Below are 26,581 nucleotides of genomic sequence, written 5' to 3' on the forward strand. Positions count from 1 at the left end.
AGGGGGCGTGCGCAGGGTCATGGGGTCACGCCACCAGGGCGTCGAACTGCGTCGCGCACTCAAAGTCCGTGGACGAAATGCCATGCACATCGTGTGTGTTCAGGCGCACCACGCAACGGCTGTAGTGCACCGACAGGTCGGGGTGGTGGTCCTGGGCATTGGCGATGAAGGCCAGGGCGTTCACGAACGAGATGGTCTCGTAGTAGTTGGCGAACTGGTAGGTCTTCTCGATGGCCACATCGGCGCCATCGCCGGTCAGGCTCCAGCCTTCGAGTTTGGCCAGGTTTGCTACAACTTCAGTAGCTGTCAGCGCACGGCGTGTCAGCGTTGACCAGTCTTTTTTCTTCAACATGGTAGTCATGGGAGGGAGGGGGTATGCATGCGCGCCAGCCGCTCGGTGGCGGGTGGATGCGAGTAGTAGAACTTCACGTACACCGGGTCGGGTGTGAGCGTGGAGGCATTATCTTCGTACAGCTTGAGCAGGGCGGAAGACAGGTCGGCGCCGCTGGCCTGGGCCACGGCATAAGCGTCTGCCTGGAATTCGTGGCGTCGCGAAAGCTGGGAGAACAGTGGCGAGATGAAAAATGTGAAGACCGGCACCACCAGCATGAAAAGCAGCAGGGCCAACGCATCGTTGGGGGCCGCGGCCATGGCGGGGTCCAGCGAGATGCTGGGCCGCACGCCCAGGCCGGTGTAGAACCACACCTGGTTGGACAGCCAGCCCAGCAGTGCAAAGCCTGCCAGGCTCATGGCGAACAGGGTCACGATGCGCTGGATGATATGGCGGTGCTTGAAATGCCCGAGCTCATGGGCAAGGACCGCCTCGACCTCGCCTGGGGCCAACTGGCGCAGCAGGGTGTCGTAGAACACCACGCGCTTGGCGGCGCCAAAGCCGGTGAAGTACGCATTGGCATGCGCGCTGCGGCGGCTGCCGTCCATCACGAACAGGCCCTTGGCCGAGAAGCCGCAGCGCTGCATGAGCGCCGTGACCCGGGCCTTGAGCGATTCGTCTTCGAGGGGCTGGAACTTGTTGAACAGCGGAGCAATGAAGGTCGGATAGACCACCATCAGCAGCAGGTTGAAACCCATCCAGAAGCACCAGGCCCACAGCCACCACAGCGGACCGGTCGCCCCCATGATCCACAGGATCAGCGCCGCGATAGGCAGACCGATGAGTGCGCCGACCAGCAGGCCCTTGAGCGCATCGGCAACCCAAAGGCGCCAGGTCATCTTGTTGAAACCAAAGCGCTCTTCCACGACGCAGGTCTGGTAGAGCGACAGCGGCAGGTCGATGAGTCCGCTGATGGTGGCAAAGGCAGTCAGCAGCGCCAACTGCTGCCACATTCCGCCGCCCAGGGCGTTGAGCAGGGCCTGGTTCAGCGCGTCCAGCCCGCCCAGCAGCGTCCAGCCCAGCAGCACGGCCGCGCCCAGTGCCATTTCCAGCAAGCCCAGGCGCGCCTTCGTGATCGTGTAGTCTGCGGCTTTCTGGTGCGCCGCCAGCGCGATGCGTTCTGCAAATGGGGTGGGAACTGCGCTGCGGTGCCGCGCGACATGCCGGATCTGGCGCGTAGCGAGCCAGAACTTGAGCACAAGGCCCAGAGAGAGCGCAATGGCAAACGCTAGCGTCAACGCCATGTCGGGAGAGAAAACGTCGGAAGTGGGCATGAGCGGCGAGTTTAGGCCATCGGCGACAATGCGCGCCATGTCAGAAGCCAACAACCCCACCCCTCACGCACTTGCCAAATCCGACCAGAACCTGGTCTGGCTGGACTGCGAAATGACCGGCCTGGAGCCCGATACCGACCGCCTGCTGGAAATTGCCGTCATTGTGACGGGCCCGAGCCTCGAACCCCGCATCGAGGGGCCTGTGTTTGCGATTCACCAGCCCGATGAGCTGCTCAACAAGATGGATGCCTGGAACAAAGGCACCCATGGCCGCAGTGGCCTGATCGACAAGGTGAAAGCCTCGACCGTGACGGAGGAGGAAGCTGAGCAGCAGATCATCGCCTTTCTGAGTCAGTACGTGCCCAAGGGTACGGCGCCTATGTGCGGTAACAGCATCGGCCAGGACCGGCGCTTTCTGGTGCGCTATATGCCCAAGCTCGAGCGCTTCTTTCACTACCGCAACGTGGATGTGAGCACCCTCAAGGAACTGGCAAAGCGGTGGAAACCTGAGGCCTACACCAGCTTCAAGAAGGCGCAGAAGCACACGGCCTTGGCCGATGTGCATGAATCGATTGAAGAGCTGGCACATTACCGCAAGCACCTGCTGTCGGTCTGATTGAACCCGGGGCGTGCTGTGGAGCGCGCTTTTTGTAAGGGACCGATGAAATACCTCAAAAATAGAAGAGGGGTTGCGGGGAAAACCCTATTCATGCCATAATCAGCGGCTGCGCAGGAATCCATTCCTCGCAGATTGTGCATCTCCCCTCACACACCGGGCTTGCCAGCCGACTGCTTTCAACGCAGTGCAGGACTAGCGAACAACGCCCACCAGCATCCGCCCAGAGCAATGCAGGTTTCGTTTGATGGTTGATGTTTTTTAACCATTGACGAAGCCACTCGCAGGCTACGCTTGCGATCGTCTTCGTGAGAGAAAAATCATGACCGACACCTCTTTGGTGCAGGGCGAATTCGCGCCTGCCGATACTTCCTTTGCTGCCGACGTTTCCGTGCAGTCTTCCCCTCTGGACGCCGTGGTGGCATCTGCTATTGAAGCCGATGTCGCCGTGACCGCCGAACCCAATGGCTTCATCGAGCTGGGTCTGGCCCCTGAACTCGTGCAGGCCGTGGCTGACCTGGGCTATACCCAGCCCACCAGCGTGCAGCTCAAGGCCATTCCCCTGGCCATGGGCGGCGGTAACGATGCCACCAAGTTCATCGACCTGATGGTCTCCAGCCAGACCGGCTCCGGCAAGACTGCTGCCTTCCTGTTGCCCGTGCTGCACACGCTGATCAACCAGCAAGCCGCTGCCGAGGCCGAAGAACGTGCTGCTTTCGAGCGCTCCGTGGCCGAAGCCGCCGAGCGTGGCGAACCCGCTCCCAAGCGCGCCAAGCGCAAGGACCCCACCAGCTCGCGCAATTTCAAGGCTGCCACCCCTGGCGCCCTGATCCTGTGCCCCACGCGTGAACTGGCGCAGCAGGTGGCGCATGACGCCATCGACCTCGTCAAGCATTGCCGTGGCCTGCGCGTGGCCAACGTGGTGGGCGGCATGCCTTATCAGTTGCAGATCGCCAAGCTGCAGAACGCCGACTTGGTGGTGGCCACTCCTGGCCGCCTGCTGGATCTGCAGCGCTCGATGCAGATCAAGCTCGACAAGGTGCAGTTCCTGGTTGTGGACGAAGCCGACCGCATGCTCGACCTGGGCTTCTCGGACGATCTGGCCGAACTGAACCAGCTGACTGCCCAGCGCAAGCAGACCATGATGTTCAGCGCCACGTTCGCACCCCGTATCCAGCAACTCGCCATGCGCGTGATGCACGACGGTGGTTCGTCTGTGCAGAAGGTCACCATCGACTCTCCGCAAGAGAAGCATGCCAACATCAAGCAGATGCTGTACTGGGCCGACAACGCCCAACACAAGCGCAAGATGCTGGACCACTGGCTGCGTGACACCACGATCAACCAGGCCATCGTTTTTGCCAGTACCCAGGTGGAATGTGACGGACTGGCCAATGACCTGCAGCAGGAAGGCTTCTCGGCCGTGGCACTGCATGGCGCCCTGAGCCAGGGTCTGCGCAATCGCCGTTTGATGGCACTGCGCGCTGGTCAGGTGCAGATTCTGGTGGCGACCGATGTGGCTGCACGCGGCATCGATGTGCCCACGATCACCCACGTGTTCAACTTTGGCCTGCCCATGAAGGCCGAGGACTACACCCACCGCATTGGCCGTACAGGCCGTGCGGGCCGCGATGGCCTGGCCATCACGTTTGCCGAGTTCCGCGATCGCCGCAAGATCTACGACATTGAGTCGTACAGCCGCCAGCAGTTCAAGGCCGAAGTGATTCCAGGCATGGAACCGTCGCAACGTGCCCCCCAGGCACCCCGCGGTGGTGGTGACTTTGCAGGCCGTGGTCGCCCCAGTGGCGGTTATGACCGCGACAGCCGTGATCGCAAGTTTGGCGGACCGGCCCGTGGTGGCAATGACCGTGGCGGATTCGGTGGTGGTTTTGGTGGCGGTTTCGCCGGCCGCGACAACCAGCGTGCAGCCCCCGCCCGTGGCGGTGAGGGTGGTGGTTTTGGTGCCCGCGATGACCGGGGTTTTGCCCCCCGCCGCGATGGTGACAGCTATGGCCGCAAGCCCGGCTTCGGTGACGCAGCAGGCCGTGGCGGTTTCGCCCCCCGTGGTGATGCGGGCGCGCCGCGCGGTGACTTTGCGCCCCGCAAGCCCAGCTTCGCCAAACCCGCTGGCGGTGGCGGCGGCAAGCCCTTTGTGGCCCATGATGCCCGCAAGCGTCCTGCACGCCCGGCACGCTGATTCGTCCGTTGGCCTCGTCTTGTCGAGGTGGTTTTTAAAAGGCTGGTACCGCAAGGTGCTGGCCTTTTTTGTTGTTGTGGGCACCCTGGATCAAGAATATGGAGAGCAGCTCGACAATAATTGCCCAGGGAGGAATCTGCAGTGTCGTCTTCGTTATCTTCCGGTGCAGACTTTGAGCACATGTTTGAGCTGGCGCCTGTATCCCTTTGGCTGGAGGACTACAGCGCCCTGAAGCAGCTTTTTGACAGTTGGCGCGCTGCAGGGGTCGTCGATCTCCGTGCCCACCTTGCGCAGGACCCCACGCGGGTACGGCAATGCAGCGCTGCCCTGAAGGTGATGAAAGTCAATCGCCGCACGCTGGAGCTGTTTGCGGCCGAGAGCCAACAGGTACTTGAAGCGAATCTGGACAAGGTTTTCAGGGATGACATGCACGACGCGGTCTCCCATGAACTGGCGGCGCTGTGGTCCGGGCAGCTTGAGTTCTCGAACCAGACCGTCAACTATGCGCTGGATGGCCGGCGTCTTGACGTTCAGATCCGCGCACGCATCCTGCCTGGGTACGAATCCGATTGGAGCCGAGTTCTGCTCTCGTTGGAAGACATCACCGCCCAGGTACGGGGGGCCCGCCAACTTCGGCGCAGCGAACAATATGCACGGGATTTGTTTGAGCATTCGCCGGTCTCACTGTGGGTCGAGGATTTCAGCGCCGTGAAGAGCCTGCTCGACGGCGTTCGCGCGCAGGGCATTGACGACTTCAAGACATTCATCACGGTGCATCCCGAATTCGTCACGCGCTGCATGCAGGAGATCCGTGTGATCGATGTCAACCAGCAGACGCTGCGCATGTTCGGCGCCTCTAGCAAGGAGATGCTCCTCAATAACATCGGACGGGTATTTCGGGGCGAGATGCACGAGTCCTTCGCTGACCAGTTGCTGGACCTGTGGGAGGGCAAGACCTTCCAGCAGCGCGAAGTGGTCAACTACGCGTTGTCGGGTGATGCGGTGCATATTCACATGCAGTTCTCGGTGCTGGCAGACCACCTGGCGGACTGGGGCTTGGTGCTGTTGTCGTTGGTGGACATTACCGCGCGCAAGAAAGCGGAGGCGTACCTGGAATACCTTGGCAAGCATGATGTCTTGACCCAGCTCCGCAACCGGGCCTTTTATGCCGAAGAACTCAACCGTGTCACCCGCAAGGGACCCTGGCCTTTGTCCATCATTGCGATTGACCTGAACGGACTCAAGGTCGTGAACGATGAGCAGGGCCATGCTGCGGGCGATTCCATGCTGCGCAGGGTGGGCGAAGTGCTGGCAAAGGCCGTGGACCCCCCTGCCTGCGCTGCACGCATTGGTGGAGATGAGTTCACGGTGTTGCTGCCGGGCATGGACGAGCGCAGCGCCTTTGCGCTGCAGGATCGCATCCTCTCCATGCTCGATTTGAACAACCAGTTCTATCCAGGCCAGCCGATCAGCCTGGCCATGGGCGTGGCCTCCTGCCGGTCGGGAGATATGGTGGAGGCAACCATCCATCGCGCCGACCAGGCCATGTATGCTGAAAAGATCCGGTACTACCAGGACAGGGGTGTGGACAGGCGGCAAGTCCCATAGAAGCCGCCACCGGATGCACCGAAGCTGAGGCGGTATGTAATGTGGGGCATGGCTGAAAACTCAGCCCGCGTGCACCGCATAGCCATACAGCCGCTCGGGAGGCACTCGGGCCAGCAAGCTGCGGTCCGAGGCCGGGCCCGTGATGGCATAGGCGGCCTGCGAGGTATCACGGTGCAGCGTGGTGGTGACACCCTTGCCTTGTGAGTCCGTCACAGCGGCGACCAGTGGGGTGCGCGCTTCCGAGCCGCGGCGCATCACCACCCCCATTTCTCCAGATGCCATTTGCACGAAATCGCCGGGAGGGTAAATGCCCAGCACCTTGATGATCGCAATGGAAAATGGCCCCCCCTTGTCATCCCGGAACATCAGCCGGGCGGCGTCCTGGATCGAGAGCGGCTGCCGCAGTTGCCGAGGGCTGATACGTGCCATGAACAGGTCCGCCATGCGCAGTACCTGAGCAGCGTCGCTCACCGATGAGATAGCTTGTGGGTACCCTGTGCCGTCTGTCTGTTCGTGGTGTTGCATCACCGTGGTGAGCCATTCTGTGTCCGTGACGCCCGCTTTCTCCAGAATGGCGACACTGAGTGCGGGATGCGCCCGGATTTGCGCGCGCTGCCGGTCCAAGGCGGGGTAGTCTTGCGCCGCCATCTGCCCCTGCAGCTCGGCAATGCTTGCGTTCATCGTCAGCGCAGCCAGAGTGAGTAGCCGTGCACGCGCGGCGGTCCATCCAAGCTGTCCTGCGATCAATATGCTGAGTAGCGCGGTGTAGACCGCGTGGCTGTATCCGTAGCGCAGATGTTTGGCCTGATCCTGCCGAATTGCCATGAACAAGCCGATATCGGCATCCTTTTCGGCAAGCTCCAGAATTTCATCGGCCAGCGCGCATATGGCGTCGAGGCCATCGGAGGTATCTCCAAGTCGGGGCAGCGCTGTTTCCAACGCGTCGATGGAGAGTGTCCAGCGGGTATAGAGGCTTTCCAGCGGCTTGGCTGGCGGGGCCTCCAATGCCTCCACCGCCTTGAACTCTTCGACATCGACAAACATGCCACGTTCCAGCAGTGCTTCCAGCTGGGCATCGCTACGGATCACGTGTCCGCGTGCCAGCAGCAGCGTGCAGTCCTGGTTGCGCACATTCCAGGGCAACGGGACTCCCACCCGTATTTTGGATTCAACCAATTTCAAGAGTTGCATGGTTGTCCTCAGGCACCTGGAGCCTCCCTCTCTCGCGTGCACACGCTTGTGCCGGGAGTGGGAGGGAAGCCCCATTGTTGCAGCATGCATGGTGGTTCACAACACATGCGGGTCAATCGGGCGCGGCGATCCGGCCCACATCCGGCCAGCGATGGTGCAGATAGATCCATGCTGCCATGCCCACGCACATCATGAGCAGCGACGCCAGGGCCAGCAAGACGGTCGAGTGCATGACCAGTGGAACCAGCACGCCTGCAACAAGACCATTGGCGGTAGAGCCCACAAACGCCTGCATGGACGATGCCATGCCACGGCGCTCGGGGTGAAGGTCCAACACCAGCAAGGTCACGACAGGCACCATCAGTGCCCAGCCGAACGCGAAGATGGCAATCGGTGCAAGTGACCATGCCGCGTGCGCCGGGAGGAGCAGGTTTGCTCCAAGGTTGAAGACAGCTACCGTGAACATGATCACAAAGCCGTGCCGTATTTGTCGTTTTGGCGCGATCTTTCCGGCCAGACGCCCGCTGAGCCACGCACCGCCCATGATGCCGGAAATGGTTAGTAAAAAGAACCAGAAGAACTGGGTGGGGGCCAGCGCGAGGTGTTCGCCCAGGAAGGCGGGCGCTGCCAGCACGTAAAGAAACATCCCGTTGAAGGGAACCCCGCTGGCGAGCGCCAGCAGAACAAAACGCGGGCTGGACCCTAGCTGCCAGTACCCCCGCATCAGATGCGGAATGTTGAACGGCTGGCGATGTTCGGCCTGCAGTGTTTCGGGCAGGAGCCTGAAGTTCGCGACCCAAAGTGCAACGCCCACAAAGGTCAGAAACCAGAAGATGCTGTGCCAGCCCGCATGCACAAACAACCAGCCGCCCACGATGGGTGCGATGGCCGGGGCTACGCCAAAGTAAATCGTGACCTGGCTCATCACCTGCTGCGCGCGCGCCGGTGGAAACATGTCGCGGATGACCGCACGCGATACCACGATCCCCGCCCCGGTGGACAGTCCCTGCAGTGCCCTGAACGTTATGAGCTGGCCGATGCTTTGCGAAAGCGCACAACCTGCCGAGGCCAGCGTGAACATGGCAATCCCGCACAAGACAACCGGCCGCCGACCAAAGCTGTCCGCGAGTGCCCCGTGGAAGAGGTTCATGAACGCAAAACCAAAGAGATACGCCGACAGGGTCTGCTGCATCTCCACCGGGGTGGCCCCCAGGGCGGTGGCAATCCCTGTGAAGGCCGGGATGTAGGTATCAATGGAGAAGGGGCCCAGCATGCCCAGCACGGCCAGGAGGGCGGCCAGGGCCCATTGGGGGGCGCGCCAGAGTGTGTGGGCGTTGGGATTCATCGGTGAGGGGATAGGGTGCGGCGGCGAGAGATGGCGGAGGCGTGTGGCCGAGGCTGGTGGCCGTTGTGACAGGAGCCTTCAGGGCTTGGTTTTTTGGGGTACCAGTTGGCCCCCGGATGCAAATCGGAACCAGCCTTCCATCCAGCCCAGGCCGAACAGCGCGAGGGTCTGCTCATAGTACGCCGTGGGGCGAATGGGGCTTGCGGCCAGGCGGCTGCGCTGTGCTTGCAGTGCGGTGTTTTCCCCTTGCGCCTGCAGGAAAGGCAGCATGGCTGCCGTGAAGCCCGCCGGCCCAGGGCCGGAGCCCTGCCCGGTCAGTACATCAATGGACTCAGGGGGGTGGCCCTGCTCGCGAACATACCTTGCCATGGGGCCCAATGCAGCCAGCAAGGACTTGCGGCCTGGGGCGGCAGGGTTCAGCATGCCGGCCCACAGGTAAACGCGAATGGCGTTGTAGGTGCCTTGGCCCTTTTCTTTGCCTTTTTCGTCAATGAGAAAACCTTGCCGTGCGTCGTACAAGGTCCAGTCAGGGGTATAGCCTTTGGGGGATGATCCCACCACGATTTTCTCGGAGCTTTGGGCCAGTTGTTTCCAGGCGGCCTGAGGGTAGAGCGTGGCCAGCCGCTGCATGACCTGCAAGGGTAAGTAGCTGGGATTGAGTTTCCACCGGCCTTCGCCCTCTACAAAACCGTGCGGTGCTGGCAGCAGGCTCAGGCCCAGACCTGGGAGGTCTGCGGTTTCCTCGGCAATGATCCGCGCAGCCAGGCGGACTCCCAACGCGTGGTATTGCGGTGCTTTCCATAAACGGGCGGCTTCGCCCAGAGCATAGGCAATCCAGAGGTCTGCATCAGATGCCGCGTTGCTGTCGAGGATGCCCCAGGAGCCATCCGGCCGGCGCCCCCACAGCCATGCAGGCAGACGTGCGCCCAGGTCTCCGCCGCTCAGGTTGTTTTCGGTCCAGCGCAGGAGGGTATCGAAACCCTTGCGATCATTGGCCACCAGGGCAAAGAAAAGCCCGTAGGCCTGGCCTTCAGAGTAAGTACGCCCTCCTTCCCCATCGTCCGAGACGACCCGGCCTTCTTCGCTGGTGAATTGCGCCTTGAAGGCGTCCCAAGCAGGCCAGTTGCCTCCACGGGCCAGTCCGGCCGGCGCACGTGTTTGTGCCTGCGCGCGTGGCAGCACGCAGAGTGCGATCAGACCCAGTCCTGTGAGAAGGGCCGTTCGCCGTAAGAGCGATGCAGTCATGTTGGGAGAATTCTTGTTTCTCGAGGGCAATGGTGTGGGCCTTTTCCTGGGTTCTGCCAATGGCGGCGCCTGCACGGTGTTTGGCTGAAAAAGCCACCCGGAACTTGCGGGGCAGGGCGGCGTGCCCAAGGGGTTCCCTATACTAGTACAGCACTGGTGCCGCCGCCCGAAGTTCCGAAACTTGAAGAGGGCGTATTCGCGATCTGCGGGGTTGCGGTGCGCAACTGCCAGCACGCTCTGAACCCAAGGTGCTACAAAAGGCGGGGGCCCTTTGCCCCGAAAGTGTTGCGGTATAGGCGCTGTTTCAGTGCTAACTTGCTCAAAGTCATGGATCAAATGCAACAGCAACTATTGGGCGGGACTGGCGATATTCCAGGGGTTCAAATCAGGCGACTACAACCGTGGGAAGACGAGCGTGGACGGCTGACGGAGGTTTTTCGTAACGAATGGCACCCAACCCTTCTCCCTGTGCAGTGGAACCATGTCCGGTCCAGGCCCCGCGTGTTGCGAGGTGTTCATGTGCACGTTCGGCATACCGATCATCTGTTGGTGCTGGGTGGCTCGATGCTGCTGGGTCTGGTAGACCTCCGAGAGGGGACTGAGCATTTCCGGCGGAGTACGGTGCTCGAACTTAGTGGTACCGAGCCCACCATGGTCAGCATTGAGACAGGGGTCGCACACGGCTTTTACTTTCCAGAGCCCGCAGACATTCTGTATTCCGTCACGCACTACTGGGATCCCGTGACGGATGAGTTGGGTTGCCGATGGGACGACGCTGGGCTCGGGCTGGATTGGCCCGTCAGCGATCCCATCCTCTCTCCAAGAGATCAAAACGCAAAATCCCTCGACGCATTGCTGGAAGAGTTGCGCGATACCAAGGACAAGCCATGGTGAAGATCGGGCTACTGGGATGTGGCCGCTGGGGGCGGCTGATTCTGCGCGACCTGAAGCAACTGGGGGCGCACGTCGCGGTCTTGGCTGTAGGGGAGGCAAGCCGTGCCCGTGCTTTGGAGGGCAAGGCCGACGCAGTGGTTTCCACCCTTGATGCGCTGCCGGAGGTGGATGGATATGTGGTGGCTGTGCCCACCGCGCTGCATGCAGCCTTTCTCCGGCAACTGGTGCCAATGGGCAAGCCCATTTTTTGCGAAAAACCCTTCACCTCCGACGCTTCGGAGGCGAGAGTCCTCGCGCAATTGGCTGGCGACAGAATTTTCATCATGGACAAGTGGCGCTACCACGGTGGCGTGCTCGCCCTGGCTGCGCTGGCACGGTCTGGCGAATTGGGCCCGGTGTTGGGGCTCAAGACGACCCGGCTGGGATGGGGCAACCCTCACATGGACGTAAGCGCTGACTGGATACTGCTACCGCACGATCTGAGCATCGCCATTGAGATTCTGGGCTACCTTCCAAAACCAACTGCTGCCTGGGCCGAAACCAGCGAAGATGGTTTGATAGCGCTCTCCGGGATTCTGGGGTTAGAGGATCGGAGCCGCCCATGGATGCAGTTTGAAATCGGAGCCCGTTCCCCTGTCCATCGACGGACTGTCGAATTGCGCTGCCGCGATGGCATTGCCTCGTTAAACGACGCGTACGACGACCATATTGCTCTGCAGCGCACGGCCAACTGCCTGGCGGAGGCGGGTGCATCGAGTGTGGAAATGCGCTCCGTTGCCACCACCATGCCCCTTTTGCTGGAGCTGACAGCGTTCCTGGAGTACCTGTGCCATCGCCAGGGGCCTCCCAAGAGCAGCGCAGCGGAAGGCTTGCTGGTGGTTGAGCGCATTTCGCGATTGCGGACACTCGCTGGGCTGGGCGGATGATTGGATGAGCGATCCTCTCTTTACGGTTGTGATCCCCACACACGACCACGCAGATACCTTGTGGTATTCGGTGGCCAGCGTGCAGTGGCAAACGTGCCAGGGCTTCGAGTTGTTCATCGTAGGGGATGGCGCGCCCCAGCGTACGCGCGAAATTGCCCAAACTCTGGCGGGGCGGGACCCCCGCATTCGCTATTTCGACAACCCCAAAGGTCAGCGGCATGGCGAGGCCTACAGGCATTTGGCCTTGCAGGAGGCGAAGGGCCGTTTTGTCGCGTATCAGTCGGACGATGACCTGTGGCTGCCGGATCACCTTGAAACGCTGGCGGATGCGCTGGCACAACACGATCTGGTTCACAGCATGCAGATCGATGTATCGCCTTCCGGCCAGACGGCCACCTGGCCGTTTGATGCTTTCGAGGACGACCAGCAAATCGCGCGCATGCGAAAGTCGGCGGGCGGCTTCGGCTTGGCCTGTGGAGCGCATACGCTTGCCGCCTATCGGGCACTGCCGACAGGGTGGTGTCCCGCGCCACTTGGCATCAACACCGATCTGCACTTCTGGCTGCAAGTGCTGGAGCAAACCGGGGTGCGCTACGCCTCGGTCAAATGGCCGACCGTGCTCCATTTTTCTTCAGTTACGCGCCGTAGCCTGTCCAACGCCGAAAGGGTGGCGGAACTGGAGAGATGGTGGGGCGACCTTCAAGGCCCGGAAAAGCGGCTGGCCCTGCTGAAAAGCGTGTTACTTCGCGTCAATGGCCATTGCTACGCTCAACCCAAACTGCAGGCAGAAATGGAAGCGCTCAAGAGCAGCCTATCCTGGCGGATCACGGCGCCGCTGCGCGCATTGGTGAGCCGACTCGGTATCAGGCCCTGACCCTTGCCCCTGACCTTTGCATTTGGCGGAGTCTGAATCCGGTGAGAGGTTGCAGAGGCGATTCACTCTGCCTCACACGGTAGCCAGAAAAACAAAAAAGCCGACGCTACGTTGAAGTAGCACCGGCTTTATGCGCCTTGCGGCTTTCGTTTGGTGGGTCCTGAGTGACTCGAACACTCGACCTACGGATTAAGAGTCCGCTGCTCTACCAACTGAGCTAAGAACCCAAACTTTTCGTTGATCTGTCCGCATTGCTGCAGAGCCTCGAATTATGCACTAATTTTTTGTGGCTTGGCAAGCGGTCCACAAAATTATTGCATGGCATTGCGGCTTGCCAGTTCGACAAAAAGGCCGCTGTGGTCCAGCTCGCCCAGGCCGTGGTCTACGCCTTCGGCATACAGGGTCTCGAACAGGGCGGTGATGGGGGCGTCGAAGCCAATCTCGCCTGCCGTCGCCAGGGCGTTGCGCATGTCCTTGAGCTGCACGGCCATGCGGCCGCGGGGGGCGAAGTCACGCTCCACCATGCGCTGGCCGTGCAGCTGCAGGATGCGGCTGTCGGCAAAGCCGCCCTGTATCGCTTCGCGCACCTTGGCCATGTCGGCCCCACCCTTGGCGGCAAACAGCAAGGCTTCGGCCACCGCACCGATGGTGATGCCCACGATCATCTGGTTGGCCAGCTTGGTGAGTTGGCCCGCGCCGTGCGGCCCCACATGGGTGGCGCGGCCGCAGGCGGCAAACACGGGCTCGGCGTGTGCAAAGTCTTCGGGGCGCCCGCCGACCAGGATGGCGAGCGTGCCATTTTCTGCCCCCACGGTGCCACCCGACACGGGTGCATCCAGGTGGGCCAGGCCCATCTCGCCCAGGCGCGCAGCGTGGTCGCGCGCCTCACGAGGCTGGATGGAGGCCATGTCGATGAACAGGGCGCCCTTGCGCATGGCCTTGGCGGTTCCCGCATCAAAGAGGACTTGCCCCACAACGGGGCCGTTTTCCAGCAGGCTGATCACCACATCGGCGTTCTGGACTGCTTCGGCGGGGGTGGTGTGGACGGCGATGCCCAATGCTGTCAGGGGCTCTGCCTTGGCGCGGGTGCGGTTCCATGCATGCACCTGATGGCCGGCGTCCTTCAAGCGGCGTGCAATGGGGTGGCCCATCATGCCGATGCCAAGGACTGCAATGCGAAGCGGGGTGGTGGTCATGGCGTCATTCATCCAGGATCGTTGTCTCTTTGTGCATCATGTGCCTTTTTGGTGCATCACCCTGTCACGGAGCTTGCAGCATGGCGGGATTGGAATGATGATCCCGCACAGCCACAGGAGACTTTACCCATGAGCCTGCCCTTGCACGACCCCGCCTGGCTGGAGCGCATGTACAACAACCGCGCCCTGGTGCCCGACCACATGGACTACCTGCAGCGCTGGGCCGGGGATTCTGCCCAAGTGCGTGCGAGCCAGCCTTGTGTGCTGGATGTGCCGTATGGCACCGGCACTGGGGAGGTGCTGGATATTTTCCCCTCTGCGCGGGCCTCGGACCTTGGCGTGCCTGTGCTGGTGTTCATCCACGGCGGGTACTGGCGCTCGCTCGACAAGTCAGACCACTCGTTCATTGCACCTCCCTTTACGCAGGCGGGCTTTTGTGTGGTGGTCGTGAACTACGCGCTGTGCCCCGGCACGCCCGAGGCGCCTGTCACCATTCCCCATATCGTGCGGCAGATGGAAAAGGCGCTGGGATGGGTGTGGCGCCACATTGCCAGCCATGGCGGGGATCCACGGCGCGTCACGGTGGCCGGGCATTCGGCGGGCGGCCAACTGGCGGCCATGATGCTCACCAGCGTGTGGCCCCTGATCGGCGACGGTCTGCCCGACGGGCTGGTGCGCAATGCGCTGTCGATTTCGGGCGTGCATGATCTGGAACCGATCATGTACACGCCCATGTACCAGTCGGTGCTGAACCTGACGGAGCAGCAGGTGCTGCAATACAGCCCTGCGCGCCTGCTGGAGCCCGCCACCGGCACGCTCCATTGCGCCGTGGGTGCGGATGAAAGCCCCGAGTTCCTGCGGCAGAACCAATTGATGCAAGACGCCTGGGGCAGCCACTTCGTGCCCCGTAGCGTGAGCTTGCCCGGCCTACACCACTTCAGCATCGTGGACGCCTTGGCCAAGCCGGGGCATGACCTGCACCACATGGCGCAAAACCTGCTGCGATCCTGATGCAGGGCCTGCATAGCAGGCCACTGGCACCGAGTTACATCAACAGGTGTTCGCCCGCGTTGTCGCCGCCCAGGATCACGTAGTTCACCTTGCGGATGTCCATCAGCTTCTTGCCGCCGGCATAGCTGATGGAGCTTTGCACGTCCTGCTCCATCTCTACCAGCGTGCCGGCCAGCGGGCCCTTGACGGGTTCGAGGATGCGCTTGCCCTCGACGTGTTTGTATTCGCCCTTGTTGAAGTCGCTGGCAGAGCCGTAGTACTCCTTGAAAAGCGCACCATCGACTTCCACCGTCTTGCCCGGGGACTCTTCATGGCCTGCGAACAGCGAGCCGATCATCACCATGCTGGCGCCAAAACGGATGCTCTTGGCGATGTCGCCGTGGCTGCGGATGCCACCATCGGCAATGATGGGCTTGGTCGCCACACGGGCGCACCACTTGAGGGCCGAAAGCTGCCAGCCGCCCGTGCCAAAGCCGGTCTTGAGCTTGGTGATGCACACCTTGCCCGGGCCCACGCCCACCTTGGTGGCGTCCGCGCCCCAGTTCTCCAGATCGATGATGGCCTCGGGCGTGGCCACGTTGCCGGCAATCACAAAGGCCTTGGGCAGCTTGGCCTTGAGGTAGCCGATCATGTTTTTCACGCTGTCGGCATGGCCGTGGGCGATGTCGATGGTGATGTATTCGGGCGTGATGCCTTCGGCCACCAACTGGTCCACGGTGTCGTAGTCGGGTTGTTTGACGCCGAGCGAGATCGAGGCGTAGCAGCCCTTGGCATGCATATCCTTGACGAACTGGAGGTTGTCCAGGTCAAACCGGTGCATGACGTAGAAGTAGCCGTTCTGGGCCATCCAGGTACAGATCTTTTCGTCCACCACCGTTTTCATGTTGGCCGGCACCACGGGGATGCGGAACGAGCGTCCGCCCAGCTCCACGCTGGCGTCGCATTCCGAACGGCTTTCCACGCGGCATTTGCGGGGCAGCAGCAGGACGTTGTCGTAGTCGAAAATTTCCATGAGATTCCAAGCTCCTTTGAAAAGGTCGCCCGCGAAGGATTTCACGGGCGTGGGCGCTTGGCTTGGGACCGGCTTTGTGGGCACTGGCGTGGTGGCCAGCTCCGAACCCCGCAGATTGCGCGGGCACAAAAAACCGGGCGTCAAGAAACTTGGGCCCGGTGATTGATTCTACCCGCCTGCCTGGCAGACCCTATAACGGTGCGGGTATGACCGGTATCACCGGCGTCACCTGCAAGTGGACTGCGCAGCCGCAATGACGCGGCCCTGGGCATCCTGCACCCAGCCCACCATGCGCAGCCGCTCGGCCTGTGCGCCTTCCGGGATGCGCATGGACCGGGTTTCCATCCATTTCATTTGCTCTGATTTTGATAGCTCATTGCGCATCTCCCACGTGCCATGGAGCATGTTTCGAACCATATTTCGCGCCACTTTCGTGCCTTCGGTGCCTGCAGGCACGGATTCGACAAGCAGCAGGTAGAAGTCCATGGCTGCGGGCGCCGCACCGGTGCGCTGTGCAGCCCGTTGCACGGGCGTGAACGCGATGGCCGTGCCCAGGTAGTCGTTGAACGGCATGCCATGGGCCACGCGCAGGCGGGCGGGCATGGTCGCTTCGATCGCAGCAGTGTGCACATCGGTGGCGACAGGGGGCTTGCGGTCCAGGGCCTGCAGGCGGGCCAGGGCGTCGCTGGTGGCGGCGGCCGACAGGGGTGCGTCGTCGCCGGCCTTGCCCGGCACGATCCAGTCCAGGACCGCCGCTCCCGCCGTGGCAGAGGGCGCGGGGGTGGCCGCATCGCTCCAGCAGGCTTCGCAGTCGGCGCTGATGAAACGCTCGAAAATGGCCACGGGCTGTGGGGTACCGTCACTGCTGCAACTGGCCTGGGCCAGCGCAGAAGGTGCATGGGTCAGTGCAAGGGCCAGAAGGCTGGCCAGGGTGCGGGCAATGTTTTTCATGGGCTCCAGGGGAGGGCGCCGGGGCGCTTTCTACAATGGCCGCATGTTCCCACAAGACCCGTTCCCGGGTGCACCCGAAGCCCTGGTGCCCCCACACGCTGCTGCGGCCTCGGCTGCAGCGCCCCTCCTGGCCAACCTGAACGACGAGCAACTGGCTGCCGTCACGCTGCCCGCAGGCCACGCGCTCATCCTGGCGGGGGCGGGCTCGGGCAAGACGCGTGTGCTCACCACCCGCATTGCCTGGCTGTTGCAAAACGGCTATGCCACGCCCGGCGGCATTCTGGCCGTCACTTTCACGAACAAGGCGGCCAAGGAAATGGTGGCCCGCCTTTCGGCCATGCTGCCGGTGAACGTGCGTGGCATGTGGATCGGCACCTTCCACGGCCTGTGCAACCGGCTCTTGCGCGCGCACCACAAGGCGGCCGGCCTGTCGCAGTCGTTTCAAATTCTGGATACGCAGGATCAGCTCTCGGCCATCAAGCGCCTGTGCAAGCAGCACAACGTGGACGACGAGCGTTTTCCGCCCAAACAGCTGTCCTATTTCATCGCCAACTGCAAGGAAGAAGGCCTGCGTCCCGGCGACGTGCAGACGAATGACAGCGATGCACGCAGAAAGGTCGAGATCTACCAGCTCTACGAAGAACAATGCCAGCGCGAAGGTGTGGTGGACTTTGGCGAGCTGATGCTGCGCAGCTACGAACTGTTGCGCGACAACGACCCCATCCGCGAGCACTACCAGCGCCGCTTTGCGCACATCCTGGTCGACGAGTTCCAGGACACCAACAAGCTGCAGTACGCCTGGCTCAAGCAACTGGCGGGCAACGAGGTGGGCGGGCGCTTTGAAGCCCGTGGCAGCGTGATTGCCGTGGGCGACGACGACCAGAGCATCTACGCGTTTCGCGGTGCGCGCGTGGGCAACATGACCGACTTCGTGCGCGAGTTCGATGTGCAGCGCCAGATCAAGCTGGAGCAGAACTACCGCAGCTATAGCAACATCCTCGACTCGGCCAACCACCTCATCAGCCACAACAGCCGCCGCCTGGGCAAGAACCTGCGCACCACGCAGGGCGCGGGCGAGCCCGTGCGCGTGTACGAGGCCAGTTCCGACCTGGCCGAGGCGCAGTGGATGGTCGATGAGATCAAGCAGCTGGTGCGCAACGATGGCTTTGAGCGCAAGGAAATCGCCGTGCTCTACCGCAGCAATGCGCAAAGCCGGGTGATCGAATCGGCCCTGTTCAATGCCAGCGTGCCCTACCGTGTGTATGGCGGCCTGCGCTTCTTCGAGCGCGCTGAAATCAAGCATGCGCTGGCCTACCTGCGCCTGTTGGAGAACCCGCACGACGACACCAGCTTCACGCGGGTCGTCAATTTTCCACCGCGTGGCATCGGCGCGCGCAGCATCGAGGTGCTGCAGGACGCCGCCCGCGCCGCCGGCTGCTCGCTGCACGATGCGGTGAGCGCCGTGCCCGGCAAGGCGGGCGCCAACCTGGGCGCGTTTGTCGCCATGGTGGATGTGCTGCGCGAGCAGACCCAGGGCCTGAACCTGCGCGGCATCATCGAGCAGATGCTCGAATCCACGGGCTTGGTGGAGCACTTTCGCACCGAAAAGGAGGGCGCCGACCGCATCGAGAACTTGCAGGAACTGGTCAACGCGGCCGAGAGTTTTGTCACCCAAGAGGGCTTTGGCCGCGATGCCGTGGCCCTGCCGCTGGACGAGCACGGCACACCGCTCACGCAAAGCGCGGTGAGCCAGGGGCTGGACCCCAACGCGCCGGTGCTGGATGAGCCGCTCAGGCCCGCAGTGCCGGGCATCGTGGACGCCGACACGGGCGAAACCCTCTCGCCCCTGGCGGCCTTCCTGACCCACGCGGCGCTGGAGGCGGGCGACAACCAGGCCCAGGCCGGGCAAGACGCCGTGCAACTGATGACCGTGCACGCCAGCAAAGGGCTGGAGTTTGACGGTGTGTTTATCGGCGGCATAGAAGAGGGCCTGTTCCCCCACGAAAACTCCGCCAGCGAGCGCGACGGCCTGGAGGAAGAACGCCGACTGATGTATGTGGCCATCACCCGCGCCCGCAAGCGCCTGTACCTGAGCCACTCGCAAACGCGCATGCTGCACGGCCAGACGCGCTACAACATCAAGAGCCGCTTCTTTGACGAGCTGCCTGAGGCGGCGCTCAAGTGGATCACGCCCAAGCAGCAGGGGTTTGGTTCGTTTGCTCCTAATTCAGGAGCTTCTAGCGCTTATCCATCAGGCGCTAGAGGCCAATTCGGCTTCAAATCCGAGACGTTTGCCAGCCCGCCCGTGCCCGTGCAGAAGACCGCGCCCTCCCACGGCCTGCGCGCAGGCATCAACGTGTTCCACACCAAGTTCGGCGAAGGCAAGGTGCTGGCCATCGAAGGCACGGGCGACGACGCGCGTGCGCAGGTCAACTTCCCGCGCCACGGCACCAAGTGGCTGGCGTTGTCGGTGGCCAAGTTGACGGTAGTGGATTGAGCGCAGCCACCGCGCCTGCTTCTGCGCCGATCCTAGTGGTGCTGGGCGGGCTGCCCGGCGTGGGCAAGAGCACGGTCGCCCATGCGTTGCTGGCGCTCTGGCCTGCGGTGTACCTGCGCATCGACACCATCGAGCAGGCGCTGCGGGATTCCGGCGTGCTCGTCGCCGGGGATGTGGGCGCGGCCGGCTACCGGGTGGCCTACGCGTTGGCGCGCACCCAGCTTGCGCAGGGCATGCCAGTGCTGGCGGACTGCGTCAATCCGCTGCCGGTGACGCGCGAGGCCTGGCGCGCAGTGGCGCGCGACGCCCAAGTGCCCGTGCTGGAGGTGGAAGTGATCTGCTCGGACGCAGCCGAACATCGGCGGCGCGTGGAAACACGGGCCACTGAGGTCCCTGGGCTGGTGGCACCCACCTGGCAGGCCGTGCTGCAGCATGGCTACACGGGCTGGGAGCAGGAGCGGCTCGTGGTGGACACAGCGCGCAGCAGTGCGGGTGAAGTGGCGCAGCGCATCCTGTCTGCGCTGCGCGAGCGCACAGCGCGAACTAACCAGGCGACTTAAGCCGGCAGGCAGTGCGCCGTGGTGTCCGGCAGCGCCAGTTTTTCGGCCACCAAGCCTTTGCGCTCGGGGGAGATCAGTGCCCCCAGCCCCTGCATGACCGTGACTTCGGCGCCGGCTTCCTTGTCGCGGTAACACTTGCCGAGCAGGTCCAGGGTGCTCACCAGCGCCTGCGCCTGGGGTGCTGAGGTTTTTTGGAGGGAAGCGGCCTGCTGCTTCAGCCAGGTCTCATAGACCTCGAGGGTGGCCTGCGGCAGCTTGGTGCGCTCGGCCTCGGGAATCATGCTGGCGTACAGGGCCTGGAGGCTTTGTATGCCCGGTTGCCCCATCACCAGCACGGCGTCGTAGCGCGCCTCGTAGGCGCCTTGCCGGTAGATCACCTGGTGGATTTGGTAGCGCAGCTTGCCCTTGTCACCCCCCAAGGTCCGGATCAGGTCGCGCGCGGCGGCGCTGTGGCGGTCGCTGGCGAACTGCGCTTCCAGGGCCGATGCAATCTGTGCATCGGTCGGGTAGCGAACTGCGCCCAGGGTTTCTGGCGCGGATGAGGGGTTGCACCCGAGCAAGGCGCCTGCCGCACCCATATACAAAAAGCCACGAAAGATAATTAATTTCATATTTATGACAATTTAATGGATGGGATTTTTATATTTTCCAGGAGACAAGGATTTCTGAATGTTATTCAGGGTTTCATAATGATTTTAAGTGTAAGTGCATGTTGAGTTTTTTACGCAATCTCGTGCGGTTGGTCTTGTGGTCTGGTTGTGGGGATTTGGCAGGCCATGATGTAAGTGCTTGTCCTATTTGCCTTATTTTTACAGGCAACACAGGGCGTGGCGGCTTGTACGAGATTGTGGATAACTGGACGGAGGCCCGCCAGGACTCCCGTCTACATTTTTTTACCGGGTGCGTGGATACACCCATCAACAATTCGTTCGCAGGCCGCAAGAGGCTGCTCGTCGATTAATTTTTAACCCATGGAAGGATTATTGATATGCGCAAACTTGCCATTACCACCCTTGCTACGCTGGCCTTCACCTGCAGCGCGGCTTTCGCCCAGAGCGGCAACGTCGCCATTCCGGGCTTGATCTCGGGCAAGGGCTCGGCGGGCTCCGAGGTGACCAACAGCAAGATCTCCGTCACCGGCAACAAAGCCACCAACGTGATCGCGGGCGGCGGCAAGGCGGGCATCAAGGTGGCCGAGGTGTCCATGGAAGGCGTGGCCAACGTCAACAGCATCAACATCACGGGCTCCAAGATCCGCAATTCGGAACTGACCGTGAGCGGCAACGAAGCCACCGACATCAAGGCCATTGGCGGCACGGCCAACGTCAACAGCATCAATATCAACTAAGCCCTGTGGCCCCCGGCGGGCCGCCTTGCCGCCTGGCCCTTGCGGGGTCCATACGGCTGCCTTTCCATCCAAAGTCTGTTCGTCGAAAACTGGGAGCTGTGAGTGCACACAACGCGCAAGACGCAACCGCATGAAGCGGCCGCGCTATGGCTGATTGGCATTTCCGTGGCCCTGGCGCCGATGCGTGTGGGGGCCCAGGAGTCCATGCTGGCTGGTGTGGGGTGGCACAAGAACAGCGCCGGCACACAGGTGGATGCGGGCAGCCAGATCCAGGTGCACGGAAACCGGTCCACGGGCCCCGTGGTGTCGACTGGCGGCAAGGGCTCGGCCCTCGCCAATGCCGGGATGCGTGTTGATCTGGCCGGCACCGCGCAGGCCAATGGCATTGGCCTGGCGGCGATGGATGTGCGCCAATCGCAGGTGCAGGTGCTGGGCAACCAGGTGACGGGTTTTGTGCACGCACTGGGCGGTGCCGCCACGGCCAACATGGTGCTGGCCGCGAGCGCCACAGGCACGAAGCCGCTCACCGCGAGCCGCTTGCTGGTGCAGGGCAACCGCGCGGCCGATGTGGCAGCTTTCGGTGCCAAATCCGAGGTACTGCTGGGCACCGGGTCGCTGCAGATGCCCGGCCGTGCCACGGCGAACAGCGTGCTGCTGGATGCGACCGAGGTGCGCAATTCCGAGGTGGCGCTTGCTGGCAACGAGGCCCGGCGTGTCACCTCCATCGGCGGATCTGCGCTCGCCAATGCCCTCACAGCGGCCCGCTCGGTCTTGGTGGACACCCGCGTCCTGCACACCGCAAACCGTGCAGAAGATGTGCGAGCAGGCGGCGGTAGTGCGGGCGTGGGGCGTGGCACCATTGCCCAGGTGGATCTGACGGGGGTGGCCGCTGCCAACGCGGTGACCCTGGCGTCGAGTGAATTGAAAGGTGCCCAGTTGACCCTGGCGGGCAACGAGGCGGCGCAGATCATCGCAACGGGTGGCAGCGCCCTGGCCAACAGCATCAGCTTCTCCGAGCACAAACTGGCCGGTTCGGCCGGGTACCAGGCGGGCGTATCGGGCAATACCGCACGCAACGTGCAAGCCTGGGGCGGCGAAGGCTCCATCCTCAGCGGGGCGCTGGCAGATGTGCGGGTGTCTGCCTCGGCCTTGGCCAACACCATCTCCGTGACCCGGGGCGAACTGGCTGAAGGGCCTGTGCACCGCCTCAGTGGCAACCAGGCCCGCGATGTGGTTGCGACCGGGGGTGGGGCAGGAGCCAACAGTCTCTGGCTGGACAACGCGACAGTGCGCGGTGGCAACGTGCTGCTGGCAGGCAACGTGGCCGACAGGGTGCGCACGGCTGGGGGCTCGGGCACCATTGGCGGTGGCCTGGTAGGTGCCCTGGAGCGCAATGGACGCGCCCTGGCCAACACCGTGGTGGCGGACCACCAGTCCACGCTGGAGCGGGCTGCCATCACCCTCAGCGGCAACCAGGGCCAGTCGATCACCGGCTCGGGCGGCCTGGCGGCGGCCAACACGGCCATGGTGAGCGAGGGGCGTGTGCAGGACACCACCCTGACCCTGGCGGGCAACCGCGCCGATGGGGTGCAGTCCACTGGCTATGCGGCGCAGGCTGGCGGAGGCCTTTTGTTTTCGGCCAGCCAGCAGTCGGCCGCGCTGGCGAACACGCTGGCGGTCACGGGCTCGCAGCTGGATGCCCAGACGCTGACCCTGGCGGGCAATACCGCGTCGCGCCTGAATGCACGCGGCGGCGCGCTGCTGGCCAACAGCATTGCCCTCGAAAACGGCGCGGGCGCGCCGTCGCGGCTTTCGGCGGCAGGTGCTGTGACGGGCAATGCCGCCACGGACATGACCACTGCTGCGGATTCGGTGTCGGGTGGGGGCGGTCTGGCCGGGCGCGAAAGCCGCGCCCGGGCCGCCGCCAACGCCCTGGTGTTGCACGATGGGGCGCTGGTGGATGCCTCGTCCCCCTGGTTGATCGCCGGGAACACCGCGCGCGGTGTACACGCGCCCGGAGGCACCGCCCTGGTCAATGCACTGTCGGCCTACCGTGGCGCACGGGTGCAGGGCAGCCCCGTGGTCATCGCGGGCAACACCGGCGAGGACATCCGCGCCGCTGGCAGTGGTGCACAGGCGCTGGGCCTGGGGGCCAAATCCAATGGGGTGCTGATCGCCAACGGGCTCTACATGGATGGTTCCGGTGCCACGGCGCTGGCCCAGAGCACCCTGCAGGTGGTCGGCAACACGGCGCGGCAATTGAACGCCGACGGTGGCCGCATCAACGCCAACGCGCTGTCAGTCAACGCCCAGGGCCGCGTGGACAGCAGCACCCTGACGCTCGCTGGCAACACCGCAGCCAATGTGCGCAGCGAGGGGCGTGAAGGCACGGTGGGCGGTTTTGCGGCCTTTGGCAAAGGCGTGGGCCAGGCCAATGCCAATGCGGTCCAGGTGCTTGGGACCTTGCGTGCGGCCAGCTTGCAGCTGACGGGCAACTCGGCGGGGCGCGTGCAGGCCACCGAGGGTCTGGCGGCAGCCAACAGCTTTTCGCAAGGCGCCGGTGGGCGTGTGGATGGTGTGCAGGCGCTATTGGCGGGCAACACGGCTGTGTCCACCCAGGCCGACCAGGGCAGCACAGCGTTGGCCAATAGTGTGCAGGCTGATGGCGCGCTGCAGGGCAGCTCAGTGCAAGTGGTGGCCAACCAGGGCAGCGCACGTGCAGCAGGCCAGGATGGGCTGGCCAACAGCGTGCGTGTGCAGGGCCGGGGGCGCCTCGCCGGTTCGTCCGTCACCGTGGCCGCCAACCAAGGCTCGGCACAGCAGGGGGTGGTCAACAGCGTGGACATCGCGGGCACTTTGCAGGGCGGCAGCATCACCATCCTGGGCAACCAGGGCTCGGCGCGCGATGGCGGGGCCATCAACAGCGTGGTGGGCGGTGGCCGCGTCACGGGCAGCCAGATCACCATCATTGGCAATGCGGGCTCGGCCACCGGCGGGCTGGCCAACAGCGTGCGCGCCGAGGGCAGCATCACCGGCTCCAACATCACCATCCTGGGCAACCAGGCCAGTGCGCAGGGTGGCAGCAGCAAGGTCAACAGCGTTACAGGCTCGGGCTCCATCAAGGGCAGCCAGGTCCTGATCGCGGGCAACACCGGCCGGGCCAGTGGCGGTGGCCTGGTCAATGGGGTGCACAACAGCGGCAGCATGGCCGGTGCGCAAGTTGCGGTGCTGGGCAACCAGGGCAACGCCACGGGCGGTGGCACTGTCAACAGTGTGGACAACCGGGGCCAGCTCTCGGGCCGGGTGCTGATTGCCGGCAACCGGGGCGGCGCCACCATGGGTGGCACGGTCAACTCGCTCGTGAACCACGGCGTGATGGCGGGCACGGTCGTGATCGCCGGCAACCAGGGGCAAGCAGCGATGGGTGGCGTGTCCAACTCGGTGGTCAACCAGGGCGTGATCACGGGCGCGGTGACCATCGTTGGAAACATGTCTGCCGCTGCAGCAGGCATGACGTCCGGCAGCGTGCGCAACGTGGGCGGCGCCATTACCGGCATTGTGGGTGTGGCGGGCAATACCCCGTTTGCCGCGAACCCTGGCTACACGTACACCATCCCTTCCACGGGCGTGGTGAACCAGTCTGTCACGGTGTTGCCTGCCGTGAATATTCTGAGCATGTAGAGGCTATTCGGCGGCCACGCAATGGCGCCCTTTTTTGGTTTTCTGTGGACGAAGGAGTGGCAATGAAATATCTGAACAGAACTTCCTCGGGGCGCGCACTGCGCACGCTTGGAGTGTGCGTGGGGGCTGGGGCGCTGGCGCTGCTGGGCGCGGGCGTACAGGCCCAAATGGTGAACTACGGCGAGCAACTGGGCGCCTACAAGGACATGGCCCAGAGTGGCGTGCGGCTCAACGATGGGGTCTATCCATCGGTCAGCGCCAAAGCACGCGTGAACCGTGCGATTTCGCAGAACACCCTGGTGGACCAAAGTGCCCTGGTCCAGCCGGACGGCACGCTGAAGCTGCCCGAGGGGCAGAAAAACATCGTGATCCGTTCCACGTACTCCGACATACAGCGGGGTGCGGACGGCACGCTGCGCATTGCCAGCCCCGTGATCCAGGGCAACGTGAACGGCAACGTGACGCTCTATGTGGAAGGCAAGGGCGTGGAGAACATCACGGTCCTCAACTCGCGGCGTTGAACCGCAACAGCGCATCTACAGCTTTTGCAGCCCCGAGAGAGCGGGGCTTTTGATACCACCACGACAACAAAGAACCATGACGAAAAGAACATTGCGATGGGGAGCGCTGGCGCTGGCGGTGGCCACCCTGGCCGGTTGTGCATCCACCGAGAACGCGCTCAAGGACGCCAACACACTGCTGCAAGACCGTGAGGCGGACAAGCTGCTGCCGGTTACCAACCTGAGCCCCTATGCGCTGGCGCTGGGCCGCTTCGGGCGCATGCTCGACATTTACAAGGAGGGCGACCCTGTCATCTACATGCAGACGCGCAGCATCCTGGATGCCACCAACCTGTCGAGCCCGCTGGTGGGTGCCGAGATTCCCGGAGACATCACGGAAATGGTGCGCACGGCTGTCAACCGCATTGGCGCGCGCGTGGTCTATGTGCCCTACCACCCGGACTACCTGGTGTCGCAAGCGCAGCTGGGCGCCAAGTTCGGCGTGACCATGCCCGACTTCCTGATCACCGGCGCGCTCACGGAGTTTGACCGTGCCATTGCTGGCGCGGGGCGTGTGAATTCGGCGGGCATCGAGTTTGGCAAGGGCAATGGCAAGGTCACGCTGGGTGGCGACATCAAGCGCACGGCCATCTATTCGGCCCTGGCGCTGGACTTGAACCTGGTGAGCTTTGCCACGCAGCAGATGGTGCCGCAGGTGCAGGCCTCCAACGTGGTCAAGGTGCTCAATTTCAGCTCTGAAGACAATGCCAGCCTGGGCTTTTACGGCGATGCCTTCGGCTTCAAGCTCGAAGGCAAGTACCTGCAGGGGCGCCACTCCGCCATTCGCACGCTGGTGGACCTCAGCGTGCTGGAGCTGGTTGGCAAGGCCACCAACACGCCGTATTGGCGCTGCATCCCCAACGGCACTCCCGACCCGGTGGTGGTGGAGAACATGCGGGCGGGTTACAACGCTTTGACGCCCGAACTCAAGCTCGGGTTGATCCAGGTCACGCTGCGCAAGTACGGCGAGCCGGTGCAGGTCACCCAGAAATACGACGACCAGACCCGGCAGGCGCTGGAGAAGGTGTACGCCCAGCGGTACGCCGCACTGGGCCCGGTGGACGTGATGACCTGGCAAGGCTTTGAGCCCCTGTTCTTTGGCGTGCCCATGGCCTGGGACACGGCGCAGACCCCCGCGTTGGCTGGTGCGGCCCCCGCTCCGGGCGGCGCGGCGCCAGCGGGCGCGAAGGCTGGCACATGATGC

The 26,581-nt window shown here is 63.3% G+C and carries 22 protein-coding genes and 1 tRNA gene; 13 read left to right on the plus strand and 10 right to left on the minus strand.

Features of this window, described 5'->3' with window-relative positions; genetic code table 11:
- Nucleotides 1-25 precede the first annotated feature (25 nt).
- Together IB243_RS06630 and IB243_RS06635 are read right to left on the minus strand one after the other, a co-directional pair.
- Complete coding sequence (locus IB243_RS06630; protein WP_010463517.1) at nt 26-361, minus strand: 4a-hydroxytetrahydrobiopterin dehydratase; 336 nt, start codon at nt 359-361, stop codon at nt 26-28.
- Complete coding sequence (locus IB243_RS06635) at nt 358-1,665, minus strand: M48 family metallopeptidase (RefSeq protein WP_192425860.1); 1,308 nt, start codon at nt 1,663-1,665, stop codon at nt 358-360. The genes IB243_RS06630 and IB243_RS06635 overlap by 4 nt, the downstream gene beginning before the upstream one ends.
- Nucleotides 1,666-1,702: 37 nt before the next feature.
- Here IB243_RS06635 and orn point away from each other — a divergent pair, with 37 nt between their 5' ends.
- The 3 genes from orn to IB243_RS06650 all read left to right on the plus strand — a co-directional run bounded on the left by orn (nt 1,703) and on the right by IB243_RS06650 (nt 6,086).
- Nucleotides 1,703-2,281, plus strand: a complete 579-nt coding sequence (gene orn, locus IB243_RS06640; protein ID WP_010463521.1) for an oligoribonuclease — start codon at nt 1,703-1,705, stop codon at nt 2,279-2,281.
- 322 nt (nt 2,282-2,603) lie between these two features.
- On the plus strand, nt 2,604-4,478 hold the full coding sequence (locus IB243_RS06645) for a DEAD/DEAH box helicase (protein ID WP_057226618.1): 1,875 nt from the start codon (nt 2,604-2,606) through the stop codon (nt 4,476-4,478).
- Nucleotides 4,479-4,619: 141 nt separating this feature from the next.
- A complete protein-coding gene (locus IB243_RS06650; RefSeq protein ID WP_029414047.1) occupies nt 4,620-6,086 on the plus strand; it encodes a diguanylate cyclase domain-containing protein in 1,467 nt (488 codons plus the stop codon).
- A gap of 60 nt (nt 6,087-6,146) precedes the next feature.
- On the opposite strand, the gene IB243_RS06655 is transcribed toward IB243_RS06650, so the two are convergent.
- From IB243_RS06655 to bcsZ, 3 genes are all read right to left on the minus strand, one after another.
- On the minus strand, nt 6,147-7,277 hold the full coding sequence (locus IB243_RS06655) for an HD-GYP domain-containing protein (protein WP_225584778.1): 1,131 nt from the start codon (nt 7,275-7,277) through the stop codon (nt 6,147-6,149).
- A 112-nt stretch (nt 7,278-7,389) separates the two neighbouring features.
- Nucleotides 7,390-8,622 (minus strand): multidrug effflux MFS transporter, encoded by a 1,233-nt coding sequence (locus tag IB243_RS06660; protein ID WP_057226620.1) that lies wholly within the window; start codon nt 8,620-8,622, stop codon nt 7,390-7,392.
- 78 nt (nt 8,623-8,700) lie between these two features.
- Nucleotides 8,701-9,867, minus strand: coding sequence for a cellulose synthase complex periplasmic endoglucanase BcsZ (gene bcsZ, locus IB243_RS06665; RefSeq protein ID WP_225584779.1), 1,167 nt, complete (start codon nt 9,865-9,867; stop codon nt 8,701-8,703).
- Between the two features lie 327 nt (nt 9,868-10,194).
- Between bcsZ and IB243_RS06670 the strand changes: the two genes are divergently transcribed.
- From IB243_RS06670 to IB243_RS06680, 3 genes are read left to right on the plus strand one after another with little or no spacing between them, the layout of a single operon-like run.
- Nucleotides 10,195-10,761, plus strand: a complete 567-nt coding sequence (locus IB243_RS06670; protein WP_057270022.1) for a dTDP-4-dehydrorhamnose 3,5-epimerase family protein — start codon at nt 10,195-10,197, stop codon at nt 10,759-10,761.
- Nucleotides 10,755-11,687 (plus strand): Gfo/Idh/MocA family protein, encoded by a 933-nt coding sequence (locus IB243_RS06675; protein WP_192425861.1) that lies wholly within the window; start codon nt 10,755-10,757, stop codon nt 11,685-11,687. The genes IB243_RS06670 and IB243_RS06675 overlap by 7 nt, the downstream gene beginning before the upstream one ends.
- Before the next feature lie 4 nt (nt 11,688-11,691).
- Nucleotides 11,692-12,561: a glycosyltransferase family 2 protein gene (locus tag IB243_RS06680; protein WP_192425862.1), complete on the plus strand. Its 870-nt coding sequence runs from the start codon at nt 11,692-11,694 to the stop codon at nt 12,559-12,561.
- Between the two features lie 151 nt (nt 12,562-12,712).
- On the opposite strand, the gene IB243_RS06685 is transcribed toward IB243_RS06680, so the two are convergent.
- Nucleotides 12,713-12,788, minus strand: a tRNA-Lys gene (locus tag IB243_RS06685).
- Nucleotides 12,789-12,872: 84 nt separating this feature from the next.
- Complete coding sequence (locus IB243_RS06690) at nt 12,873-13,757, minus strand: NAD(P)-dependent oxidoreductase (protein ID WP_192425864.1); 885 nt, start codon at nt 13,755-13,757, stop codon at nt 12,873-12,875.
- Nucleotides 13,758-13,886: 129 nt separating this feature from the next.
- Here IB243_RS06690 and IB243_RS06695 point away from each other — a divergent pair, with 129 nt between their 5' ends.
- Nucleotides 13,887-14,768 (plus strand): alpha/beta hydrolase, encoded by an 882-nt coding sequence (locus IB243_RS06695; protein ID WP_192425866.1) that lies wholly within the window; start codon nt 13,887-13,889, stop codon nt 14,766-14,768.
- 34 nt (nt 14,769-14,802) lie between these two features.
- On the opposite strand, the gene IB243_RS06700 is transcribed toward IB243_RS06695, so the two are convergent.
- Both IB243_RS06700 and IB243_RS06705 read right to left on the minus strand, forming a co-directional pair.
- Nucleotides 14,803-15,780: a GMP reductase gene (locus tag IB243_RS06700; RefSeq protein WP_010463537.1), complete on the minus strand. Its 978-nt coding sequence runs from the start codon at nt 15,778-15,780 to the stop codon at nt 14,803-14,805.
- A gap of 225 nt (nt 15,781-16,005) precedes the next feature.
- The gene (locus IB243_RS06705) at nt 16,006-16,731 is read right to left on the minus strand and encodes a hypothetical protein (protein ID WP_192425867.1); all 726 of its coding nucleotides are present in this window, start codon (nt 16,729-16,731) and stop codon (nt 16,006-16,008) included.
- 43 nt (nt 16,732-16,774) lie between these two features.
- Here IB243_RS06705 and IB243_RS06710 point away from each other — a divergent pair, with 43 nt between their 5' ends.
- Together IB243_RS06710 and IB243_RS06715 are read left to right on the plus strand one after the other, a co-directional pair.
- Nucleotides 16,775-19,228, plus strand: coding sequence for a UvrD-helicase domain-containing protein (locus tag IB243_RS06710; RefSeq protein WP_192425869.1), 2,454 nt, complete (start codon nt 16,775-16,777; stop codon nt 19,226-19,228).
- Nucleotides 19,225-19,788 (plus strand): AAA family ATPase, encoded by a 564-nt coding sequence (locus IB243_RS06715; RefSeq protein WP_192425871.1) that lies wholly within the window; start codon nt 19,225-19,227, stop codon nt 19,786-19,788. Before IB243_RS06710 ends, IB243_RS06715 begins: the two co-directional genes overlap by 4 nt.
- Here IB243_RS06715 and IB243_RS06720 read toward each other — a convergent pair.
- A complete protein-coding gene (locus tag IB243_RS06720) occupies nt 19,785-20,399 on the minus strand; it encodes a hypothetical protein (RefSeq protein WP_100199468.1) in 615 nt (204 codons plus the stop codon). The genes IB243_RS06715 and IB243_RS06720 overlap by 4 nt on opposite strands.
- A gap of 377 nt (nt 20,400-20,776) precedes the next feature.
- Between IB243_RS06720 and IB243_RS06725 the strand changes: the two genes are divergently transcribed.
- The 4 genes from IB243_RS06725 to IB243_RS06740 all read left to right on the plus strand — a co-directional run bounded on the left by IB243_RS06725 (nt 20,777) and on the right by IB243_RS06740 (nt 26,578).
- Nucleotides 20,777-21,136 (plus strand): hypothetical protein, encoded by a 360-nt coding sequence (locus IB243_RS06725; protein ID WP_010463544.1) that lies wholly within the window; start codon nt 20,777-20,779, stop codon nt 21,134-21,136.
- Nucleotides 21,137-21,238: 102 nt separating this feature from the next.
- Nucleotides 21,239-24,817: a beta strand repeat-containing protein gene (locus IB243_RS06730; RefSeq protein ID WP_370540317.1), complete on the plus strand. Its 3,579-nt coding sequence runs from the start codon at nt 21,239-21,241 to the stop codon at nt 24,815-24,817.
- Between the two features lie 62 nt (nt 24,818-24,879).
- Nucleotides 24,880-25,338 (plus strand): hypothetical protein, encoded by a 459-nt coding sequence (locus IB243_RS06735; protein ID WP_010463547.1) that lies wholly within the window; start codon nt 24,880-24,882, stop codon nt 25,336-25,338.
- 76 nt (nt 25,339-25,414) lie between these two features.
- The gene (locus tag IB243_RS06740; protein WP_225584780.1) at nt 25,415-26,578 is read left to right on the plus strand and encodes a hypothetical protein; all 1,164 of its coding nucleotides are present in this window, start codon (nt 25,415-25,417) and stop codon (nt 26,576-26,578) included.
- Nucleotides 26,579-26,581: the final 3 nt, after the last annotated feature.

This window comes from Acidovorax sp. ACV01 (assembly GCF_014851495.1).
GTDB classification, from domain to species: Bacteria; Pseudomonadota; Gammaproteobacteria; order Burkholderiales; family Burkholderiaceae_C; genus Acidovorax; species Acidovorax radicis.

Bases quoted from the DNA above. Each gene is read 5' to 3' on its own strand.
- IB243_RS06710 (WP_192425869.1), top strand. From the start codon at position 16,775: ATGTTCCCACAAGACCCGTTCCCGGGTGCACCCGAAGCCCTGGTGCCC.
- IB243_RS06630 (WP_010463517.1), bottom strand. From the start codon at position 361: ATGACTACCATGTTGAAGAAAAAAGACTGGTCAACGCTGACACGCCGT.
- IB243_RS06740 (WP_225584780.1), top strand. From the start codon at position 25,415: ATGACGAAAAGAACATTGCGATGGGGAGCGCTGGCGCTGGCGGTGGCC.
- IB243_RS06645 (WP_057226618.1), top strand. From the start codon at position 2,604: ATGACCGACACCTCTTTGGTGCAGGGCGAATTCGCGCCTGCCGATACT.
- IB243_RS06725 (WP_010463544.1), top strand. From the start codon at position 20,777: ATGCGCAAACTTGCCATTACCACCCTTGCTACGCTGGCCTTCACCTGC.
- IB243_RS06675 (WP_192425861.1), top strand. From the start codon at position 10,755: ATGGTGAAGATCGGGCTACTGGGATGTGGCCGCTGGGGGCGGCTGATT.
- IB243_RS06700 (WP_010463537.1), bottom strand. From the start codon at position 15,780: ATGGAAATTTTCGACTACGACAACGTCCTGCTGCTGCCCCGCAAATGC.
- orn (WP_010463521.1), top strand. From the start codon at position 1,703: ATGTCAGAAGCCAACAACCCCACCCCTCACGCACTTGCCAAATCCGAC.
- bcsZ (WP_225584779.1), bottom strand. From the start codon at position 9,867: ATGACTGCATCGCTCTTACGGCGAACGGCCCTTCTCACAGGACTGGGT.
- IB243_RS06655 (WP_225584778.1), bottom strand. From the start codon at position 7,277: ATGCAACTCTTGAAATTGGTTGAATCCAAAATACGGGTGGGAGTCCCG.
- IB243_RS06695 (WP_192425866.1), top strand. From the start codon at position 13,887: ATGAGCCTGCCCTTGCACGACCCCGCCTGGCTGGAGCGCATGTACAAC.
- IB243_RS06670 (WP_057270022.1), top strand. From the start codon at position 10,195: ATGGATCAAATGCAACAGCAACTATTGGGCGGGACTGGCGATATTCCA.
- IB243_RS06705 (WP_192425867.1), bottom strand. From the start codon at position 16,731: ATGAAAAACATTGCCCGCACCCTGGCCAGCCTTCTGGCCCTTGCACTG.
- IB243_RS06735 (WP_010463547.1), top strand. From the start codon at position 24,880: ATGAAATATCTGAACAGAACTTCCTCGGGGCGCGCACTGCGCACGCTT.
- IB243_RS06690 (WP_192425864.1), bottom strand. From the start codon at position 13,757: ATGACCACCACCCCGCTTCGCATTGCAGTCCTTGGCATCGGCATGATG.
- IB243_RS06720 (WP_100199468.1), bottom strand. From the start codon at position 20,399: ATGAAATTAATTATCTTTCGTGGCTTTTTGTATATGGGTGCGGCAGGC.
- IB243_RS06635 (WP_192425860.1), bottom strand. From the start codon at position 1,665: ATGCCCACTTCCGACGTTTTCTCTCCCGACATGGCGTTGACGCTAGCG.
- IB243_RS06680 (WP_192425862.1), top strand. From the start codon at position 11,692: ATGAGCGATCCTCTCTTTACGGTTGTGATCCCCACACACGACCACGCA.
- IB243_RS06660 (WP_057226620.1), bottom strand. From the start codon at position 8,622: ATGAATCCCAACGCCCACACACTCTGGCGCGCCCCCCAATGGGCCCTG.